Source organism: Pseudoalteromonas sp. MelDa3 (assembly GCF_002863625.1).
Lineage (GTDB): Bacteria > Pseudomonadota > Gammaproteobacteria > Enterobacterales > Alteromonadaceae > Pseudoalteromonas > Pseudoalteromonas arctica.
Map to the genome: position 1 here is coordinate 24163 of NZ_PJBR01000008.1, position 20462 is coordinate 44624.

At 38.0% G+C, this 20462-nt stretch carries 16 protein-coding genes and 1 tRNA gene; 10 read left to right on the plus strand and 7 right to left on the minus strand.

Going from position 1 to position 20462, the window contains the following annotated elements:
* Positions 1-119 precede the first annotated feature (119 nt).
* Positions 120-1433 (plus strand): adenylosuccinate synthase, encoded by a 1314-nt coding sequence (locus CXF89_RS02720; protein ID WP_121953734.1) that lies wholly within the window; start codon positions 120-122, stop codon positions 1431-1433.
* A 110-nt stretch (positions 1434-1543) separates the two neighbouring features.
* Entirely contained in the window at positions 1544-2182 is a 639-nt protein-coding gene (locus CXF89_RS02725) for a tetratricopeptide repeat protein (protein WP_121953735.1), read from the plus strand.
* A 70-nt stretch (positions 2183-2252) separates the two neighbouring features.
* Here CXF89_RS02725 and CXF89_RS02730 read toward each other — a convergent pair whose 3' ends face one another.
* A complete protein-coding gene (locus tag CXF89_RS02730) occupies positions 2253-4100 on the minus strand; it encodes a cation:proton antiporter (RefSeq protein ID WP_121953736.1) in 1848 nt (615 codons plus the stop codon).
* An 871-nt stretch (positions 4101-4971) separates the two neighbouring features.
* Between CXF89_RS02730 and proB the strand changes: the two genes are divergently transcribed.
* Both proB and CXF89_RS02740 read left to right on the plus strand, forming a co-directional pair.
* Positions 4972-6078, plus strand: coding sequence for a glutamate 5-kinase (gene proB / locus CXF89_RS02735; protein WP_024610440.1), 1107 nt, complete (start codon positions 4972-4974; stop codon positions 6076-6078).
* The gene (locus CXF89_RS02740; protein ID WP_121953737.1) at positions 6075-7322 is read left to right on the plus strand and encodes a glutamate-5-semialdehyde dehydrogenase; all 1248 of its coding nucleotides are present in this window, start codon (positions 6075-6077) and stop codon (positions 7320-7322) included. Before proB ends, CXF89_RS02740 begins: the two co-directional genes overlap by 4 nt.
* Before the next feature lie 82 nt (positions 7323-7404).
* Here CXF89_RS02740 and CXF89_RS02745 read toward each other — a convergent pair whose 3' ends face one another.
* The 4 genes from CXF89_RS02745 to CXF89_RS02760 form a co-directional block, all read right to left on the minus strand.
* The gene (locus tag CXF89_RS02745) at positions 7405-9612 is read right to left on the minus strand and encodes a two-component system response regulator (RefSeq protein ID WP_121953738.1); all 2208 of its coding nucleotides are present in this window, start codon (positions 9610-9612) and stop codon (positions 7405-7407) included.
* Between the two features lie 59 nt (positions 9613-9671).
* On the minus strand, positions 9672-12890 hold the full coding sequence (locus CXF89_RS02750; protein WP_121953739.1) for an ATP-binding protein: 3219 nt from the start codon (positions 12888-12890) through the stop codon (positions 9672-9674).
* Positions 12890-14152 carry an ABC transporter substrate-binding protein gene (locus CXF89_RS02755; protein WP_121953740.1) on the minus strand — a complete coding sequence of 421 codons (1263 nt, stop codon included), beginning with the start codon at positions 14150-14152 and terminating at the stop codon, positions 12890-12892. The genes CXF89_RS02750 and CXF89_RS02755 overlap by 1 nt, the downstream gene beginning before the upstream one ends.
* Positions 14153-14340: 188 nt before the next feature.
* Positions 14341-14416 (minus strand) — tRNA-Ala (locus CXF89_RS02760).
* A gap of 166 nt (positions 14417-14582) precedes the next feature.
* Between CXF89_RS02760 and CXF89_RS02765 the strand changes: the two genes are divergently transcribed.
* Both CXF89_RS02765 and CXF89_RS02770 read left to right on the plus strand, forming a co-directional pair.
* A complete protein-coding gene (locus tag CXF89_RS02765) occupies positions 14583-14978 on the plus strand; it encodes a putative periplasmic lipoprotein (RefSeq protein WP_010554359.1) in 396 nt (131 codons plus the stop codon).
* 1 nt (position 14979) lies between these two features.
* Positions 14980-15480 (plus strand): prolyl-tRNA synthetase associated domain-containing protein, encoded by a 501-nt coding sequence (locus CXF89_RS02770; protein ID WP_010554360.1) that lies wholly within the window; start codon positions 14980-14982, stop codon positions 15478-15480.
* On the opposite strand, the gene CXF89_RS02775 is transcribed toward CXF89_RS02770, so the two are convergent.
* Positions 15447-16595 carry an MFS transporter gene (locus CXF89_RS02775; protein ID WP_121953741.1) on the minus strand — a complete coding sequence of 383 codons (1149 nt, stop codon included), beginning with the start codon at positions 16593-16595 and terminating at the stop codon, positions 15447-15449. The genes CXF89_RS02770 and CXF89_RS02775 overlap by 34 nt on opposite strands.
* A gap of 198 nt (positions 16596-16793) precedes the next feature.
* Here CXF89_RS02775 and CXF89_RS02780 point away from each other — a divergent pair, with 198 nt between their 5' ends.
* The 4 genes from CXF89_RS02780 to CXF89_RS02795 all read left to right on the plus strand — a co-directional run bounded on the left by CXF89_RS02780 (position 16794) and on the right by CXF89_RS02795 (position 19975).
* Entirely contained in the window at positions 16794-17333 is a 540-nt protein-coding gene (locus CXF89_RS02780) for a DUF2058 domain-containing protein (protein WP_002957867.1), read from the plus strand.
* A 183-nt stretch (positions 17334-17516) separates the two neighbouring features.
* Positions 17517-17840: a c-type cytochrome gene (locus tag CXF89_RS02785; RefSeq protein WP_002957866.1), complete on the plus strand. Its 324-nt coding sequence runs from the start codon at positions 17517-17519 to the stop codon at positions 17838-17840.
* A 165-nt stretch (positions 17841-18005) separates the two neighbouring features.
* Positions 18006-18773, plus strand: coding sequence for a class II aldolase/adducin family protein (locus CXF89_RS02790; RefSeq protein WP_121953742.1), 768 nt, complete (start codon positions 18006-18008; stop codon positions 18771-18773).
* Between the two features lie 26 nt (positions 18774-18799).
* Positions 18800-19975, plus strand: coding sequence for a mandelate racemase/muconate lactonizing enzyme family protein (locus CXF89_RS02795; RefSeq protein ID WP_007375956.1), 1176 nt, complete (start codon positions 18800-18802; stop codon positions 19973-19975).
* A 94-nt stretch (positions 19976-20069) separates the two neighbouring features.
* On the opposite strand, the gene CXF89_RS02800 is transcribed toward CXF89_RS02795, so the two are convergent.
* Entirely contained in the window at positions 20070-20441 is a 372-nt protein-coding gene (locus tag CXF89_RS02800) for a hypothetical protein (RefSeq protein ID WP_121953743.1), read from the minus strand.
* Between the last annotated feature and the right edge of the window lie 21 nt (positions 20442-20462).

Here is a 20462-nt window from a genome sequence, read left to right on the forward strand (position 1 = left end):
GTTATTAGCTAATATTTGGATATAACAAATGCGCGCAGAAAAAATAAGCTGAACAGGGGTGATCTTTACTTTAGTTTTCTGGTAAAATCTCGTCCTAATTTTCTCTAAGTGAATTTACGATGGGTAAAAACGTTGTTGTATTAGGCACCCAATGGGGTGACGAAGGAAAGGGTAAGGTAGTTGATCTCCTTACAGACAAAGCATCTTTAGTAGTTCGTTATCAAGGTGGCCACAATGCGGGTCATACTTTAGTTATCGAAGGTGAAAAGACGGTTCTACACCTTATTCCATCGGGTGTATTACGTGACAATGTTAAATGTGTGATTGGTAATGGTGTAGTTTTATCACCAGAAGCGCTAATGAGAGAAATTGGCATGCTTGAAGAACGCGGCGTACCAGTACGTGAGCGTCTTTTAATAAGTGAAGCATGTCCGCTAATCTTGCCTTTCCATGTTGCATTAGATGTAGCCCGCGAAACTGCTCGTGGCGATAAGCCAATTGGCACAACTGGCCGTGGTATCGGTCCTGCGTACGAAGATAAAGTGGCTCGCCGTGGTTTACGCGTAGGCGATTTATTTAATCCTGAATTATTTGCAGCTAAATTAAAAGAAGTTCTTGAATACCATAACTTCACTTTAGTTAACTACTACAAAGTAGACGCTGTAGATTTCCAAAAAACGTTTGATGATGCAATGGCTGTTGCTGATATCTTAAAAGCAATGGTTGTAGATGTAACTGAGCTTTTAGATCAAACGCGTTTAGCAGGCGAAAACATTTTATTTGAAGGTGCACAAGGTACGTTACTTGATATTGATCATGGTACTTACCCATATGTAACATCTTCAAATACTACAGCTGGTGGCGTTGCTACTGGTGCAGGTTTTGGTCCATTAAACCTTGATTACGTTTTAGGTATTATTAAAGCGTACACTACACGTGTTGGTTCAGGTCCTTTCCCTACAGAGCTTTACGACGGTCTTGAGAAACAAGATCCAGTTGGTAAGCACTTAGGTGATAAAGGTCATGAATTTGGCGCGACAACAGGTCGACTTCGTCGTACTGGTTGGTTAGATGCAGTGGCAATGCGCCGTGCAGTTCAAATCAACAGTATTTCAGGTTTTTGTTTAACTAAGCTTGATGTTTTAGATGGCTTAGAAACACTTAAAATCTGTACTGGATATAAGCTTGAAGATGGCACTGTTACTAACATAACGCCATTAGCAGCTGAAGGTTACGATAAAGTAACACCAGTATACGAAGAGATGCCAGGTTGGTCAGAGAACACAGTTGGTGTAACTAGTCTTGACGGTTTACCAAAAGCTGCGATTGATTACATCAAGCGTATCGAAGAAATTACGGGTGTTCCAATTGATATTATTTCTACAGGTCCAGATCGTGTAGAAACTATGGTACTTCGCAACCCGTTTGCGTAATTACTAATAGATTAAAAAAGCTGCCTAGTGCAGCTTTTTTTGTGTCTAAAATTCACCTTGGAACGATCTTTGTATATCATTTAATAAGTTTATTTTTATAAGTGGTGAGCATGCGTTTATTTACTCATAATTGCGTATTAAGGCTTTCGTTAATTTCGTTATCTTTATTTATATCAACCAATAGCTTAGCTACAGAAAGCCCAGCTGCAGTGCCGCTGTATACTGAATCTGAGCTAATTGCATTAATAAATAAAAATACGCATTTAGCGCGTGTAAAGGCAGATGATTGCCAGTTAGTGCAAGATATAGAGGCGCGAGCCAATAAAATGACACTGCCGTCTTATCAGTTTTTATATGGCGATATGCTGGCTTATAACGTGTGTGTTGATCGAAATGTAGAGTTAGGTGTGTATTATATGCGAAAAGCTGCTCAGCAAGGCTTAGCGGCTGCATTAGAGCAACTAGGGCGTTACTACGACACTGGGCGTTTAGTTCAACAAGATAAAGCAATGGCAATTACTTATTTGCGTGAAGCTTCGTCGCAAGGTAATTTGAAAGCACAGTTGCGCTTAGTTAAATTATTTAATGATGGCTATGGCAGCCCGCGTGATTTTGAAGACGCGTATCGTTGGTTATTTAACTCTATGGTGGCAGATAAGGCGACTCATAAAAAAATTGAGCAAGCGTTAACTAAGTTAGCGCAAAAAATGCCAGATAGTGTAGTTGCCCGAGCTCGCCTTCCTATTTAATGGCTCTTAAAAAACAAAACCCTAACTTTTTAAGTTAGGGTTTTTGAGTTTTTACAGGTAGTAAAAGTGTTTAACTTTCTTCTTTAGCCTTTGTTTGCGGGTCTTTTAAGACCGACATTTTAGGCGGCTGTAATGCAACAACACGCTCGCCTTCTTGCGGTGGTTTTTCCATGTTGATTGTAAACGGTCTTAGCTTAATTGGCGTATCGTCGTCGCTGTCTTTATCACCTTTAAGAATAAACAAAGGGATAGCTTCAGGGTTCATTTCCTGGTACTGCTCCCAACTAAATTCATCAGAGATACGAGTAGCACTCACCTTTCCGCCTTTTGCAATCATGCTGCTTAAACGTGCGTACGAGCCTTCATCCCCAAACAGTATTTGTCGTGATAAAAACGTTGCGCTGTCTTTATTTGCTTTTGCATGTGACGTTGAAGAGCGAAGCGAAAATACATTTTTTTCATTAAGTAAATGAGAAAAATATTGAACTCCCAGCGCGTTATGATGACGATTTGGCGATAATGCTAATACACTACGAATGGTTGTTAGTGGTAAATAACGCTCGGCATGCTCTGATTGCGGGTTACCGTAATAACAGGCTAAGCCGTCCATACGTGCCATCCTACAGTTTTCCCATGCTGGGTCTGATAAATGCACTGGAATATTTTGATCTTTCAAACCACGACCAATTGCACGCGATACATGGTTAGCGCCTATAATTAATATGGTATTTGCAGATGGCTGACGTACACCTAAAATTTTAGCAACAGGAATTGCTGTTAAGCTTTGTAGTACCACTGTAATGATAATTACTGTAAATATTAACGGTACCATTTTTTCGGCATCGGCAACGCCGGCTTCCATCATGCTTAAAGCAAATACAGAACCTACTGCAGCAGCAACAATACCTCGCGGAGCAATCCACGCTAGCACTAAGCGCGACTTCATTGGTAAGTCGGTACCAAAGGTTGATATTGCAATACACAGCGGGCGTGCAATAAATAACACAACAGCTAAAAATATAAATACGTCACCGTCGAGCATCATTAAATCCGAAAGCTTTAAGCGTGCAGCGAGTAAAATAAATAGTGTTGATATTAAAATCATTGATAAGTCTTCTTTAAACTCAAGGACTGAATCAATTTCTAAATCGTCTTGATTGGCAAGCCAAATACCAAATACAGTCACGGCTAATAAACCAGATTCATGACTTAAATGATTAGATACAGAAAAACTAATAAGTACTAACGCTAAAATACCAAACTTATGTAATTCAAATGGTAGCCACTCACGACGCATAAGTTGTGTTGTAATCCAACCAGCAGCAACACCTATACTTAAACCAACACCGAGTGTTTTAACTAAAGCGATAATTGTATGGCTTAGTATTTCACCTTGCCCAACAAGCATAACGGCTTCAAATACCAATACGGCAAACAATGCGCCAATAGGGTCAATTACAATCCCTTCCCAGCGAAGTATGCGGTCTATATCTTGCGTTGGTCGCATAGAATTTAGCAAAGGTGCAATTACGGTAGGTCCCGTAACAACAAGTACAGCACCAAGCACTGCGGCAACTCGCCAGTTGAGCTCTAGTAGCCAATAAGCACTTAGGCTAACAACAATACAGGTAGTAAGCATACCGATAGAGCAGAGGTTTCTAACAACTTTACCAATGCCTTTTAATTCTCGAAAATGTAATGTGAGTGAACCTTCGAATAGGATCACCGCAACACTTAAAGATACAATTGGAAACAGTAAGTCTCCTAAAAGTGCATCTGGGTCTAATACGCCACTAAATGGCCCTAATAACAGTCCCGTAAGCAATAAAAAAAGAATAGCAGGCACTTTAAACGCCCATGCTACCCATTGAGCAAGCACAGAGCAAAGTGCGATACCGGCTATATAAATTGCTGACATAGATTAAGAATTCCTTATTTATGACGATATTTTAAAGTATAACTTTTGTTAATTATTAGTACAGGGGTATACACGTGAAACTCAAATATTACTAATGAATTTTAGCTGCTTATAAAAGATTAGTGAGCTTTAATTATTGCTAAAGTACCGAAGAGCCTTATTAAAGCGCATAAAAGGAACTTAATATTTTGATTATAAAGGATAAAAATAGAGGTTTTAAACAATATTACCAATGCCGTTTAAATTTTAGCCTTGATCTTACACCCCAAAATGACGTATTATACTTCGTGTTCAAACAATTAGTTATCTAAGTATGTTTATTGTTATTAAATAATGGCTCGTTAATGTTAGCGTCATATTTAAACCTTATAATCATGCAGTAACAGTTAAATTTGAGTTTGAATACTCAAAATGTCATTTACCGAACTCTTTGGTATGGTTTTGCTAAACAAGTTTATTTAATTTTTTAAGTAAGCAAAGGTTTGAGTTGAACTATTACCTTTCAATATTTAATCCCCATCGTGGCGGTTAAATCTCGGTCCTTAAGTCTTCACCCTATCTGTCGGTGTATCAGACTTTAGAGGCTCTATGTATGTTGTTAATAGAAAAGCTTCACACAGCTTTTTACAGCGATGCATAAACAACACTTTTTAAATTTTCTGATTTAGTACCACTCAATTTTATTGAGTTGTTGCTACTTTATATTCGAGCTTAAATCTACAACCATGGTTTTAGATATGGCCTTTTCGCGTGCGTAAAAAAGTGTCGCCTAAATGACAAGACAAATTCGAAGCTATGTTTTATACGTAGCTACCTAGTTTTAGCTTATCGAGTAAAGATGAGCGCAGATAAAATGGAAAGTTGAGCTCTTATGCAAAAGTTAAATTGGCGACGTATTGTACTTAAAGTAGGTAGTGCTTTAATTGCACCAGATCAAGATGGCTGTCGTTCACGCTATTTACTAACTATCGCACAGTTTATTGTTCGTTGTCGTGCCCGTGGTATTGAAGTTATTTTAGTTTCATCGGGTTCTGTAGCAGCAGGCGCACACTTATTCCCATCGGATAAACCACGTACTGTTGTTATGAAAAAAGCAATGGCGGCGGCAGGTCAAACTGAAATGATGGCAATGTGGGATCGCTTTTTTGATTTTCCTTCAGCGCAATTATTACTAACTCATGGTGATTTACGTGACCATGACCGCTATCAGAGTATTCGCGAAACCGTATTTACCTTACTAGAGCACGGTGTATTACCTATCATTAATGAAAATGATGCTGTAACTACGGATGATCTAAAAGTAGGTGACAACGATAATTTATCAGCGATGGTAGCAGCTGCGGCAGATGCAGATGCATTATTAATATTTTCAGATGTTGATGGGTTATACGATAAAAATCCAAATTTACATGATGATGCAGTGCTATTGCCTGAAATAAAATCAATTGATGAATCTATTTATGCTATGGCAGGATGTGCTACAAGTTCAGTAGGCACGGGCGGTATGAAAACCAAAATAGAAGCTGCAGAAAAAGCGACTTCACATGGTATCGCAACATATATTATAAATGGTTTTAAAGAAGAAACATTTACACAACTATTAGCTGGTGAAAACCCTGGTAGTATATTCTTACCATACGAAAAACCAATGCAAGATTCTGTTCATTGGATGACACACACAGCAAACGAGCAAGGCGAAGTTGTTGTTGATGGATCATTTGATGAATCATTAGAAGGTGAAACAGGCTGTATTCGCGGCGATGAAATAATGGAAGTACACGGCGAGTTTGCCGTTGGTGATACTATTTTAGTTCGTAGTGAAGATGGCACTCGGTTAGCGAAAGCGACCGCAAATTATAGTAGTTGTTTGTTGAACTTTATTGCAGACAACGAACAAAGTGAATTCAGTGAAAAAATGCAGGATTCAATTGGACCTGTAATATCTGAGAAATATATCGCATTATTGGAGAAGTCATGAGCTTAATTACAGACATTTCACGCCAAGCAGCTAAAGCTGCATTAACACTTGCTTTACTCGATACCAAGACAAAAGATCAAGTATTAACAGAGATAGCAGCAGCACTTAGAGCTCAAAAAGCATTTATAATTAAAGAAAACGAAAGTGATTTAAGCGCTGCTCGCGACAACGGTTTACCAGCAGCAATGATTGACCGTTTAACACTAAACGACGAGCGTATTGAGTCAATGGCGCAAGGCATTGAAGTTATAGTTAGCCTTGATGATCCAGTTGGTCAACTACGTGATATCACAGAACGTCCAAATGGTATTAAAATTCGTAAAATGCGCGTACCACTAGGCGTAGTTTGTATGATTTATGAAGCGCGTCCAAATGTAACAGCGGATGCCGGCGCATTGTGTTTCAAATCAGGTAATAGTGTTATTTTACGTGGCGGTAAAGAAGCGCTTAAAAGTTCACAAGCAATCGCGAGCGTAATGCACACCGTGCTTGAAAAGCACAATTTACCTTTAGCGCTTATCTCGGTAATACCTGATCCAGACCGTGCGCTATTAATGGAATTAATGCAGCAACGTGACAGTATTGACCTAATAATACCGCGCGGCGGTGAAGGTTTAATTAATTTTGTAACTGAAAACAGTACTATTCCAGTGATCCAGCATTACAAAGGTGTTTGTCATTTGTATGTAGATAAGGACGCTGATTTAGAAGTGGCAATTAACTTATTACTTAATGGTAAAACACAGCGTACAGGCGTATGTAATGCGCTTGAAGGCTTAGTTGTTCACCAAGATGTTGCTGATGAGTTTTTAAATCTGTGTGCCGTGGTATTACGCCAAGAGGGTGTAAAAATAAATGCAGATAGCCAAGCAGCTAAGTATTTTGATAACGCAACAGTATTAGCTGATGATGAATTTGGTGAAGAATACCTAGATTTAGAAATCGCTATTCGTGTCGTACCAAGCTTTACAGCAGCGGTAGAGCATATTGCTCAATTTGGCTCAAACCACACTGAAGTAATTTGTACTAAAAACCAAACTGCAGCAGAATTATTTCAACGTAGCGTTGATGCATCAGTAGTTATGGTTAATACATCTTCACGCTTCTCAGATGGCTCGCAGTTAGGTTTAGGTGCCGAGATTGGTATCGCAACCTCTAAGCTTCATGCTTACGGACCTATGGGTCTTGAATCACTAACAACTGAAAAGTACTTAGTGAATGGTGAAGGTCAAGTACGCGAATAAGTTAATAGTATAAAATTAAACTAAAAAGCCGAGCTATGCTCGGCTTTTCTATTTTAATGGCTAATAGTTTAGCCGTTGCTTATTACTTTAGTTTTTCGAGCCAATCATTTGCTGGCTCTGGTTTATGCAAATAGTAACCTTGCAATATAACCTCAGGATATTCTTGTAATAAATCAAAGTGCGATTGATTTTCTACCCCTTCAGCAACAACTTCTAATTCAAATAAACGACCTAAGCTCACAATCATATCAACAATTAACTTATCGTTATTATCAGTTGGTGCTTCCAATACAAAAGAACGGTCAATTTTTAGTTCTTGTATGGGTAATTGTTTAAGATAAGTTAAACTCGAATATCCAGTACCAAAGTCATCAATTGATACCCTAATACCTAGCTTCTTGAGAAAGTGAACAGCCTCAATAGCCGCTTCCATGTGATTAAGCAATGTACCTTCAATTATCTCAATAGTGAGTTGCTGAGGATTAATGTTATGTTGCTTTATTTGTTGGCTAATAAAGCTTAAAAAACGCGCTTCATGAAAGTGCCTGCCACTTACGTTAATTGATAGGTTTAACTCAGGGTGAGTTTTACTAAGTTGCGTTAATATTTCAAGTGCATTTGAAGTTACCCAGCAATCTAAGTCATAAATTATATCTGACTCTTCGGCTATAGATATAAACTCACCAGGGCTAATGAAGCCTTTTTGAGGATGCTCCCATCTTAATAAAACCTCAGCCCCTTTAAGGGTTTGGCTTCGGTCAAATTGGGATTGTAAATATAGGGATAACTCATTATTTGAGATTGCTTTACGTAAATCTTGCTCTATTTCAAAACGGCGTTTTGCTTGCTCGCCAAACGAAGTATCAAAAAAGGTAACTCTATTACCGCCTTTTTCTTTTGCTTTGTAACAAGCCGCCTCACAGTTACGAATTGTTTCTATAGCACTTTCCCACTGATCTTCTCGAGGAAAAATATACGTGCCAATACTTACTGTTAAGCTAACGTCTTGTTCATCAACCACAAAGGGGTGGTTTACACTTATGAGCAGTTCTTGGGCTTTATTTTCAGCCATAGCTTGGGCTCTGATCCTGCCAATACCTTTTTCAACTGTACACAGTACTGCAAATTCATCACTGCCTAAGCGAGCAATAACATCTTTTTTACTCACCTTAGAATGAATTCGTTTAGTTAATTCTTTTAAAATGTTATCGCCAGCGAGTAGGCCTAATCCATCATTTATTGAGTGGAAGCTGTCTATGTCAATAATATAAATATAGGCATAACTATTTTCGGTACTACAAACCTGAAGTTGCTGCTCCAACTGCTTTAAAAAACCATTTCGGTTGGGCAAACCTGTAAGTTCATCATGCCATGTGAGGTAGTGAATTCTTTCTTGCGTTATCTTAACGCTAGAAATATCACTAAATACACCAATATAATGCACGTTGGTATCTTGCTCGCCTTTTACCATACTAAGAGTTAATAACTCAGGATAAAGCTCGCCATTTTTTCGTCTGGTTACTAGCTCTCCACTCCAATATCCTGCTTGGTTTGCATGATGCCATACTTGATCAAAGCTAATACTAGGGTGGTTATTTTGTTTAATATCGTGCAACTGCATTTGCAGGGAGTCAGATTCAGAGTAACCTGTAATCCGGCAAAATGAAGGGTTTACGGCAATAATTTTTCCGTTACTGTCGGTAATAACAACGCCATCAGCGGTACCCGTTAGGGCTTGATAAAATAACTTTTGTTTTGAGGAGAGTTCTTTTAACTCTTCTTCACGCTGACTTAATTCTTTCGCCAGTGACTCTATTTCAAGTAGTTTGTCGTGCAGGTCAAAGTTTTTTTCTATAAGCCTATCTAGCATGCCTTGAGCGGTAATATGAGTGCGAATGCGTGCTCTAACGAGCGCTAACTTGTAAGGTTTGTGTATGTAGTCGATTGCGCCCATAGCAAAGCCTTTTTCTTCAGACTCTTCCTCGGTAAGCGCAGTTACAAATATAACGGGGATGCCTTTGGTATTTTGTTTCGCTTTGAGTATATTACATACTTCGTAGCCGTCCATGCCGGGCATCATTATGTCTAATAAAATCAAGTCAGGCCTAGTTGACTCAATAAAGATCAAAGCCTGCTCACCACTAGTAGAAATACGTACATCGTAGTCAGTTAAAAGTCCTTCTACTAATACGTGTAAATTACTAGGTTCGTCATCAACAATAAGAATTAAAGGTTTATGCTTTTGTTCTGTGGTTAATCCATTATTGTTTGCGAGGTAATTTGAATGCACTATCTGTCCTTCTCTGCGTTCTTTACAATATTAAATCTAGTTCAGGTTAGTGGTTATACCTAATTTTTATTATCGTTCCTATACATATCAATAAGCTCAATTACTAACGCGTAGTTAAAATGATCAATTGCTTCTTTGAGCTTAAATAGGGAGTGGCCTCTATCATATTGATTCATTTCTAGCTGTCTAACCAAACTGCTAGGTACGGGGCGAGCCGTTAATGCTAATGAGTATATATTATCAATAACCGAGTCTTCGTTTTCTAGTTCATGTTGCTGTATATGTTCTTTTTTAAAGCTATCAGCTATCAAAAATTGTTTTACAGCAAAAAGTGTAAGTATTAATTGCTCATTAAAATGAGATAAATTAATACTTTTCTTATCTATTAAGCTTTCCTCAACACTTTGCGCGCTTTGTTGCAGTAGCTCAAAGCCTAATGTGCCGGCCAAGCCTTTGAGTGTATGTACTAGTCGAATTAAGCTTTCTAACTCTCCATTTTTGATTAATATATCAGCTTTAATCGAAAAGTCATTGTAATCGTTGACAAACTGAGTAAATAATTTAGCTAACAATTCGTCATTGTTTTCTAGGTTTTCTTTTGCTAAAGGCAGGTTTATAGTGCTCAGAGATTCGCTACTTTGCAGATGCTTTTCTATACTTTCGTAAAGCGCATCAAAAATAATCGGTTTTACTAAAAAGTCATCCATACCCGCTCTAAACGCTGCTTTTTTATCATTAGGATCGGCGGCTGCCGTAATGGCAATTATGGGAGTTTTGTAGCCTCGCTCTCTTAATATGCTTGTTGCTTCAAGCCCATCCATAACTGGCATTTGAACATCCATAAAAATAATATCGATGTCATTTATCTCTACTTTATCTAATGCATCATGTCCATTATCAGCAATGATCACGGTCATATCTAATCTTGCTAAAAGGGCGGAGGCTATTTCTTGGTTAATTCTATTATCATCAACAACTAATGCATTAAAACCCGAGAATTTAGGGTGAGGCTTTAATTGCTTTTCTTTAAAATTATTTGGTGAAAGCATTCTTAAAATTTCAACTTCACTATTTTTATTACCAATAATTATAATGTCTATATTTTCATTTTTTGCAATTGGCTCAGGAGACTCTTCATCGGTAATTAATAAAATCAGTGTCAATTTTTCATTAACGTTTTTATTTTGAGCGTACAGTTGTTGTAAAATAAAGTTATCGTTGAGCTCTTTTTTTTCTATCGACATTATTACAATACTAAATGGGCTACTAGGCTGAGACATTTTTGCAATGGCCCTTAATGGTTCTTGTGTTGTTTCTGTCGTTATATTTATATCACTTAGTAAGTCCATTAATTTTTTAATTTGCTCATTATCAGGGCTAATTAATAAGGCGTGTTTTTTAAGCTTTTGTTGCTCAGATAAAGTAAAGGGTAAAGTAAAGAAAAACTCGCTACCTTGATTAATCGTGCTCCTTACTTGTATATCTCCGCCCAGCAATTTAGTTAATTGTTTGCTTATAGTGAGTCCTAAACCAGTACCACCATACTTTCTTGTTGTGCTTGAATCACCTTGCGAGAAAGACTGGAATATAATTTTTGATTGCTCTTCAGTCATCCCAATACCGGTGTCTTTTATACTAAAGCGAAGGTTTATTGTTTTTTCGTGTTGAGATGTCGCTTCTATAATTAATGATATTTCACCATGCTCAGTAAACTTAATTGCGTTACCTACACAGTTATTTATTATTTGACTTAAGTGCATTGGGTCGCCAATAAGTTCAAGCCCTGCATCAACGTGTAAAGTAAAGTTTAATAACAAGCCTTTTTGCTTAGCATTTGTTGAGAATAAATTTTGAACGTTAGAAACTATAGTATGTAAGGTAAAAGGGATTTGCTCTAACTGAACTTTTTCCGATTCTAGTTTAGAAAAATCCAGAATATTATTTAAAATCTGCAATAAATTTTGAGCACTTGAAAAAGCTTTATCTGCGTAGTGTTTTTGCCTTGAGGGAAGCTCGCTGCTTTGTAAGAGTTGCAACATACCTAATATGCCATTCATTGGGGTGCGAAGTTCATGACTCATATTGGCTACAAAATCTATTTTTGTTTTATTGGCTTTATCAGTTTGCTCCATAGCACTCGTCAGGTCGGCATTCATTGCTTCCATTTGGGAATTTAATACGCGGGTTTCATTGAGTAGCTCTTTGGTTTGCTTATTTTTTAAATATAAAGCGTTGGCTGCATTTATTACCGACGCTATTTCAGTTTGATTTTGGCTGGTATTTGAAATAGTTACTGGCTTTTCGTTATTCATGTCTTTAAGTAATAAAGTGAGCTGGGTAATCGGTTTTATAACCGATCTAAAAATAAAATAGCTTAATAATAAAATGATTAACATAATTAAAACGGCAAATATATTTGCCTGTTCTGTATTTTTTGTTAAGTGGCTACTTAGTAGCTCTTCTGTTTTGATTAGTTTATTTTTTTCTATATTTTTAATTTCATTAGTTAAATACAGCAATTCGTTTTCTATGCCTGTAAGCACTACATTTACAGAAAAAGTGTAGCTACGGGTGAGTAATACAAGTTGGTTATAAGCTTGTTTTAAGCTTGTTGTTTTATTGGAGAGGGATTCATTTATTACAGAGGTGCTCGTTAGTTTTTTATGTAAGTGATTTAAGTTTTGTTTTACATTTTGTGCTTCATCAAAATTAGGTTTATAGAGATAGCTTATAATTGCGTGTTTTAAATTACTTATTGTGAGTAAAACATCGTTAAAAATAACTTTATTATCATTGTTTGAAGACCCTTCTAAATCACTAATTGTTACCTGTAGGTCATCAATAGGCTGTTTGAACTGAGTAGTGTAAAGGTGTTCGCGTTTTTGTCTGTTTACGACAACTTGGCCAAATGTATCTTGGTAATTATTTAGATACTCGCCAAGGCGTATTAGTGAGTTTTGATACTCAGGGGTTTGGTTTTGAGTGTTTGTTTTTAGCTGCTCGAGATTTAGATTTGCCTTATTTAAATAAAAATTAAATTTGGTAATCGTATTTTCATTTGCATTGTCAATAAATGAAACTGCATGCCCTTGCAGGGAAATAATATCGTTTTCTAAGTGATTCACAGCTTCACTTTGAATAAGCGCGTTATGCTGCGACTTTTGCAAGTTAAGTAAGGACGTTTGTGAATAGTTAAACAAATAGCTTTGTAAAAGAAGTAATCCAATCAGCGAACACAAAGCTAATATTATTTTTGATTTAATTGAATTTATTATCATTATCGGCTAATCAACTCATACCATTTTTGTAGACTGTAGTCATAGGTTGGCATAACTGTATTCCATACTGCTACATTGCTAAAGCGTTTATGGTAACTACCGCCATTACGCTGCTCACCTGCTTTTACTGCTACGTCGCCATTTGTATTTAATAAATCTATGCTTGTTACTTTTCCACCGTACCAGTAATCCCATTCGGCCGGCGATAAGAGTAGTTTAGAGCGTTGTGGGTTACTAATGTAATAACCTTGGCGAGCAATAAATGCACCAGGCCAACCCGAAAGCCACCAGTTCATATAATCGTAAGCTGCATCTTTTACGCTACTTTGTGTTTGTGACGATAAACACATAACACCATGCCAGCCTCGGTAGCCTTCTTTTGGCGCGGCAAAACGAACATTAATATTTTGGCTGTTTAACGCAGAGACGGCAGGCGAAAACATACTTTCTATATGGGCTCGCTTACTTTTCATAAATTCAATCGACTCAGGAACCGAGTTCCAATAGCCACTAAAGTGACCTTGGCGTTTAAAGTCGAGTAATATACTAAACAATCTATCAAGTTCTGGGCGAGTCATCGCACCTATATTGTTAAATTTTATAAGCCCTTTACTTTGTGCTGCTAGGGCTAGGTCAAAGAGTCCAATGGTAGGCGCATTTACGATAGCTACTTTACCTCTGTTCTCGTCATCAAGCAGCCAACTCCAGCTTTCGGTTTCGTATGCTATACCGGGCTTAATAAAATCGGTGTTGTAACCAAAAGAGTCAACATTATGCACATAAGGTAAAAAGCTAATATGATCGCTTTCTTGTGAGCTTAATGTGCCATCGGGTTGAACATTTAATAATTTATAGGGAGCATCACCTGCACCAATACTTGCAGTTTCGGTTAGTTTTCCCGTTTTAGTAAGTGGATTTATCTCGTTAAAGTAGGTGAGTCGTTTTTTTTCTATTGGCTGTATAGAACCTGCATCCCAAAGCACATTAATGCTGTTTGACCATTGTTCGTATAAATCAAAGGAGCTAGGGTCCATTGATGCCTTTTGCAAAACAGCAGCGCTGCCTGCTGGAGTAAATTCTATATTAATACCCAAGTCACTCATCGCTTGCTTGCGGATAGCCTCTTGGAGTGTTACATGCGTACCAAGTACTCTTAATGTGACTTTTTTTCGGGCAAAAACATAAGGCGCATGTGTTATTGCACCAGCTGTTAAACCTATTGCAGCTAGCTTTTTTAGCGTTGAACGCTTGGGTATGTCCATGTTAAGCCTAAAGTACTAATGTGTGACATTATGTATAGCTAAGAACTTGTAAAGACACAAGTTGAATGGATAAATTTAAAATTATATAGAATGAAAAATTAGAATAGTAGGGTGTCAAAAAACAATAAAAACAATAAAAACAATGGAAAAATAGAAGAGTAGAGCGAATTTGAAAAGGAGTAGGAAAGTGGTGGAGCTAAGCAGGATCGAACTGCTGACCTCCTGCGTGCAAGGCAGGCGCTCTCCCAGCTGAGCTATAGCCCCACATTCCTAAGTTACATATAATGTAACTGCTTGACTGCTGAGTTCCAAGCGGGACGAACTTTAAGTTTTTTTATAAAATTGGTCAAGTATTTTTTCGTAAATTTTCACTGTTTACGTCAATTTTTGTTAGACTCGGCTTAATTCAAAACTAAAACGATAAAAAACAATGAAAAAATGTGTTCTAGCGCTTATGGTTTTACTCGCTGGCTGTGCCTCAAATGATGAGCCGCCTTTTGAAATAAATAATAAACAGTTTCACGAAAAGCAAGATGAGCAAGGCAATAAGCTTTTTGCTTATGTTGTTTCGGTAAAAGCTAAGCATCGTGAAAACTTTAACCTAGACCGTGGTCCTAACAATAGACCAAGCCGTGGTGAGGTTAAGCAGTATATAGAGAAAGAGCATTTTGAAGAGTCGAGCATTCTAAAGTTACAGCTAGAAGATCAAGCAGTTGAATTATTAAATCAAGAGCTAAAAGAGCGTGAGTATTGCGATAACAAACATGAAGTTAATGATGTTTTATGGCGAGATTTGAGCGTACAGCTAAGAGGGCGTTGTTTGTAATATGTTGGCTGATAAAACTAAGTTAGCAGAGCTTTTAGTGCGCCTAGATATTACTTACGATGCAATAGAACATCCGCCGCTACATACTAGCTTAGCGGCTGATGAGTTTATGATTGAGCGCCCAGGTACTCGTCTTAAAAACCTATTTTTACGCGATAACGAAGGCAAGCGACACTTTTTAGTTATTACAGCGCACAATAAGCAACTCGATTTAAAGGCGCTATCAAAGCAACAAGGGCTTTCGCGTTTAGGGTTTGCATCGAGTGAACGCTTAGCAACGTATTTAAAAGTGGCTCCTGGGTGTGTATCTATGTTGGCTCTTTTAAATGATAAGCAAAACGAAGTGAGCTTATGGGTCGATCAAGATATTTGGGGTGGTGATTTGTTTCATTGTCATCCGTTTGAAAACACCCAAACATGGTTGCTTAGTAAAGCTGATTTAGAAACATTTTTTAATCACACAAAGCATCAACCGCGCGTTGTATTTTTACCCTCAAAATAAGCCCACATAATTAACGATAAACCGCATAAGCAAACTGCGAGCAGCGCAAACATAAACGCTGTTTGCCCATGATGTTGGTATACCACACCGGGTAATAACGACCCCAATGCCCCACCACTGTAATAAAACGATACATATCCGCCATTGGTTACACTTGGCGAGGCTTTACTTATTTTATTAACGAGTGGCGCTGCGGTTGAGTGAATCACAAACATAGCACCACAAAACAAAGTAAATGCGATTAAAAATAAGCTAAGCTGGTGGCTCATTAATAAAATAATACTCACACTATAAAAACTAAATACCGCAGTTAATAAATGCCAAGGCGAAGGGACTTTTTTAAGTAACCAAGGTGCAGCAATAGAGGCGAGGGCACCAATTAAATAACCACTGTAAACTAAACCTATGTCACGAGTATTGGTAATTAAAAACGTGTTTTGTAATATAAACGGTAAGTAATTAAGTAGTGCAGCAAAACAAAAAAACATACAAAAGACGGCACCGTACACTTTAAGGATAGCGCCTTCTTTAAGTTGTTTAATGTAATCCAGAGGGGAGAGCTGCGACGGTGTAGCTGGGTTTGTAAAGCGAGAATGCTTAATTGTCAAAGCTAAGCAAATAAGCATAAAAGCAATTACGTAATAAAAGCTCTGCCAATTCCATAAGTCGCTAAACAAAGCTGCGAGCACACGACCAAAGTAACCACCAACTATACTGCTACCAATATATAGGGTCATGTTTTTTTGAAGTGTATCAGCGCTATAGCTCATGCCTATATAGCTAGTCATTGCTGTTAAAGCTGCGGGGAGCGTTAAACCTTGTAAAAATCTGACTAATAATAAAAGCTCAAAGCTAGGTACATAAATAAAAAGTAGGCAGCTAAGGCCTAAAAGCACCATTGCAATACGTAATATAAGTAGTGGATTTATTTTTGCTAAAAATAAACCATAAACGAGCGGGGCAATGGCTAAGGGCAGCATAGTTGCAGTCATTAAGCTGCCAGCTACCGCAGGTGCTACATTAAATTCGCTCGCAAAAAGGCTAAGTAGGGGTTGGGGTGCATAAAGCACAAAAAATATAAATACCGAGCAAACGAGTAGATGAGGTAAACGCATTATATGGCTCGTGCATTTGCTGATTGGTTGCGTGGTATTGTATTAAAAATTGCTTTTAATTCATAATTAAAACCATAGTCATTGCGCTATATCATGGTTTGTTTTAACTAGTTTGCTAGATTAATGTCGATAGCGCTGTTATTTGAACTCGTTGGTGATTAAAATAGCGATAATATTAGTTTTTAGTGGAACAAAGCCATGGGTTCATTACAAGACCAATTGCTTCAAGCAGGATTAACAACATCGCATAATGCTAAAGTTGCTAAATCAGAAAAGCGTAAGCAACAAAAAAAGCAAAAGAAAGGGGCTACTAGCAACCCAAGTGATCTGCAAAAGCATATTCAACAAACCAAGCTAGAACAGCAAAAAAAAGCTGAAGAGCTTAACCAAACACGCCAAGTGAGCTTAAAGCAGCGCGAGCAAGAAGCGCGTGTTAAACAAATTTTAGAGCACCACAACCAAGACGCTATTCGTGGTGAGCGCACATTTAATTTTACTTATCAAAATAAAGTAAAAAATATCGACGTGAACGAGAAAACGCAAAAAGCGTTATCGGGCGGTCGTTTAGCTATTTGTGTACTAGAAGGGCAATTTTACGTATTAGACGACGAACCAGCACGCAAAGTGGCTGAAGTTGACGAAAAGTATATTGTTTTTCATGTAGAGCCAGAAAACAAACCAAAAGATGAAGATGACCCGTACGCAGACTTTGAAGTACCAGATGATATAGTGTGGTAATAGTCTATTAAGGGTAAGCTCATTTTTATTTGCTAAAGTATATAAAAGTGAGACAGAAACGAGTTGGCGGTTTTTGGTTAAGTTGATCGTCTAGCGTCGTTTCGTACGTATGCTTTTTATTTGATTGTTTACTACAATCAATAGAACAGTTTTTCTAACCGTCAAAAAAGAAGAGTAAATACAATGAGCAAGATGAAAACACTACTATTAGGCGCGGGTATTACTTTAGCCGCAAGCTTCTCGTTTAATGCAGCTGCTGCCGATGGCGCTGCACTTTATACCGCTAAGAATTGTCAAACTTGTCATGGCGCTGAAGGTAAAGCACCAATTATGGGTATGTACCCTAAACTAAACGGTCAAAACAAAGACTATTTAGTAGCGCAAATGAAAGATATTAAGTCAGGTGCACGTAATAACGGTATGACCATGGCTATGAAAGCAATGGTTGCAACGGTAACTGATGAAGAGTTTGAAGCAATTGCAGATTACCTAGCTAACGTAAAATAATTTACGCAGTTATACCATTTTAATGCAATTGGTATTTTAGTTTTATAAACAGCCACACAATAGTGTGGCTGTTTTGTTTGGTGTTTGCTATAAAATAGAGACTGCTTTAGACTTCTAAACATCTGTTCGTACAGGTTAATAATGTACGTTTTTATAAGGCTCATTATGTTTGATTTACCCCAACTCGATTTAAAAAATAAAGTATCAGCACAAGAGTGGCAACTGCGTATTGATTTAGCTGCGTGTTACAGACTGGTAGAGCACTTTCGTTGGGGGGATTTGATCTATACGCATTTATCAGCACGTTTGCCTGGCACAGATCACTACCTAGTAAATGCCTTTGGTTTAACCTTTGATGAAGTAACTGCGTCAAATTTAGTAAAGGTCGACTTAGACGGTAACATTATTGACGATACGCCATTTAGTATTAATCCTGCTGGCTTTACTATTCACAGTGCGATTCATGAGGTACGCGAAGACGCTCATTGTGTTATTCACCTTCATACTAAAGAAACAATCGCTGTCGCTACACAAAAAAATGGTTTATTACCGCTTAGCCAGTATTCAATGTTTTCACTGCCATCGCTTTCTTATCATGGCTACGAAGGGCTTGCAGTAAACGACGACGAGCGAAAAGTGTTGCAAGATGATTTGGGCAGCACCAACCATATGTTATTGGTAAATCACGGTGGCTTAACGGTAGGCCCAACGGTAGGCGATGCGTTTATGCGCTTTTATGATTTACAGCGAGCGTGTGAAATACAACTAGCGCTACAATCAAGCTCGCAAGAGGTGATTGAAGTACCGCAACCTATAATCGACAATATTTATAATCAAGCAAACGTAGTACACAGTGGTAGCACTGGCGGGCAACTTGCGTGGCCTGCTATGTTACGTAAAGCGTATCGACTTGACCCTAGTTTTGCAAAATAACCCATAGCGGTTAATAAGGAATTTTAATGAAAGTAAATCGCGTTGAAGTATTTGATATTCACTGTCCTGATAGACCTTCTTGGACACCTGTGTTTGTACGTATTCATACTGACGAAGGTATTAGTGGTGTTGGCGAAGCGGGCCTTGCATACGATTTAGGTCACAGTGCTGCAGCGGCTATGATTAAGGAAATGGCCGATGCCTTTTTAATCGGCCACGACCCGTTTCAAACAGAAAAACTATGGTCACGTATGTTACGTGAAAGCTTTTGGGGTTTAGGCGGCGGACCTGTTGTTTATGCTGCAATGAGCGCAATTGATACCGCACTTTGGGATATAAAAGGTAAAGCGCTTGGTTTACCTGTATACCAGTTATTAGGCGGTAAGGTTAACGACAAACTACGCACTTACGCTTCGCAATTACAGTTTGACTGGGATAGCGAATTTAAAGCGCTCGTACAACCGCAAGAATATGCAGAAGCGGCTTTAAAGGCGATGGCCGAAGGTTACGATGCAGTAAAAGTAGATCCAATTCAGTACGATAAAGACGGCAATACTTATTACGACCGTACAAAAATAATCTCACGTACTGAAATGAAGTTATACCGTGCACGTATGCAAGCTATTCGCGAAGCGGTAGGTGACGAAGTAGATATTATTTTTGAATGCCACAGCTTACCTGGTGTGACAACAGCCATTCAGTTGGGTGAAATTGCAGAAGAATTTGACTGTATGTACTTTGAAGAGCCAGTTAACTATTTAAACCATTCATTACATGCAAAAGTAGCAGATAAAGTTAATGTGCCAATTGCTGGTGGTGAGCGTTTGTATAATCGCTGGGGTGTGCGCCCGTATTTAGAAGATCAAAGTATTGATGTACTACAGCCAGATATTGGTTTATGTGGTGGTTTTACCGAAACCAAAAAAGTGTGTGATTACGCTGATATTTTTGATGTGCGTATTCAAGCTCACGTATGTGGCGGGCCTGTTGCAACAGCAGCATCACTGCACTTAGAAACGGCTATTCCTAACTTTTTGATTCATGAGCACCATACTTATGCGATTAAAAAGTGGAACCGCGAGTTATGTTTACAAGACCCACAACCTAAAAATGGTTTCTTTGAAGTATCAGAAGAGCCTGGGTTAGGTATTGAATTAAACGATGAGATTGTTATGCGTTCTCAACGTGTAGAAATAAAATAATAGCCTTTTAACCTAACTTTAGGTCATGCATTAAAAAGCCGGTAAGTGATTAGTCACTTACCGGCTTTTATTTGTTTGGGGGAAGTAAAGCTTGTTATAACTCGTTAATTTTACATTCTACGTCTTTAAGCTCAATAGTTGCTTTACTATCGAGATGGCGTATATAGCACTGATTACCTTTAATCATCAATTCAAACTGATCGGGTGTATTGCGACTTTGCGTGTCGATAATATTATTACCATCCACATTGCTAAGGGTTACTGTGCTGCTGGTAGTAAATACATTATCAGCTAATTGAGTTTCTTGCATATGTACAAGTGTTTTAATTGCTTTGCTAACTGCTGTTTTATTTGGCTTTGCCAGTAGAGCATGTTGCAGCTTAGGTGTAGGGTCTGGATTTTGAGATATGCAGCCATTGAGAAGAAGCACTGAAAATACAACGATTGGTAAAAAGTACATTTTCATAAATTAGCCGTATTATCATAA

Bases quoted from the DNA above. Each gene is read 5' to 3' on its own strand.
- CXF89_RS02720 (WP_121953734.1), top strand. From the start codon at position 120: ATGGGTAAAAACGTTGTTGTATTAGGCACCCAATGGGGTGACGAAGGA.
- CXF89_RS02790 (WP_121953742.1), top strand. From the start codon at position 18,006: ATGTTTGATTTACCCCAACTCGATTTAAAAAATAAAGTATCAGCACAA.
- CXF89_RS02730 (WP_121953736.1), bottom strand. From the start codon at position 4,100: ATGTCAGCAATTTATATAGCCGGTATCGCACTTTGCTCTGTGCTTGCT.
- proB (WP_024610440.1), top strand. From the start codon at position 4,972: ATGCAAAAGTTAAATTGGCGACGTATTGTACTTAAAGTAGGTAGTGCT.
- CXF89_RS02750 (WP_121953739.1), bottom strand. From the start codon at position 12,890: ATGATAATAAATTCAATTAAATCAAAAATAATATTAGCTTTGTGTTCG.
- CXF89_RS02740 (WP_121953737.1), top strand. From the start codon at position 6,075: ATGAGCTTAATTACAGACATTTCACGCCAAGCAGCTAAAGCTGCATTA.
- CXF89_RS02775 (WP_121953741.1), bottom strand. From the start codon at position 16,595: ATGCGTTTACCTCATCTACTCGTTTGCTCGGTATTTATATTTTTTGTG.
- CXF89_RS02800 (WP_121953743.1), bottom strand. From the start codon at position 20,441: ATGAAAATGTACTTTTTACCAATCGTTGTATTTTCAGTGCTTCTTCTC.
- CXF89_RS02770 (WP_010554360.1), top strand. From the start codon at position 14,980: ATGTTGGCTGATAAAACTAAGTTAGCAGAGCTTTTAGTGCGCCTAGAT.
- CXF89_RS02785 (WP_002957866.1), top strand. From the start codon at position 17,517: ATGAGCAAGATGAAAACACTACTATTAGGCGCGGGTATTACTTTAGCC.
- CXF89_RS02780 (WP_002957867.1), top strand. From the start codon at position 16,794: ATGGGTTCATTACAAGACCAATTGCTTCAAGCAGGATTAACAACATCG.
- CXF89_RS02765 (WP_010554359.1), top strand. From the start codon at position 14,583: ATGAAAAAATGTGTTCTAGCGCTTATGGTTTTACTCGCTGGCTGTGCC.
- CXF89_RS02795 (WP_007375956.1), top strand. From the start codon at position 18,800: ATGAAAGTAAATCGCGTTGAAGTATTTGATATTCACTGTCCTGATAGA.
- CXF89_RS02755 (WP_121953740.1), bottom strand. From the start codon at position 14,152: ATGGACATACCCAAGCGTTCAACGCTAAAAAAGCTAGCTGCAATAGGT.
- CXF89_RS02725 (WP_121953735.1), top strand. From the start codon at position 1,544: ATGCGTTTATTTACTCATAATTGCGTATTAAGGCTTTCGTTAATTTCG.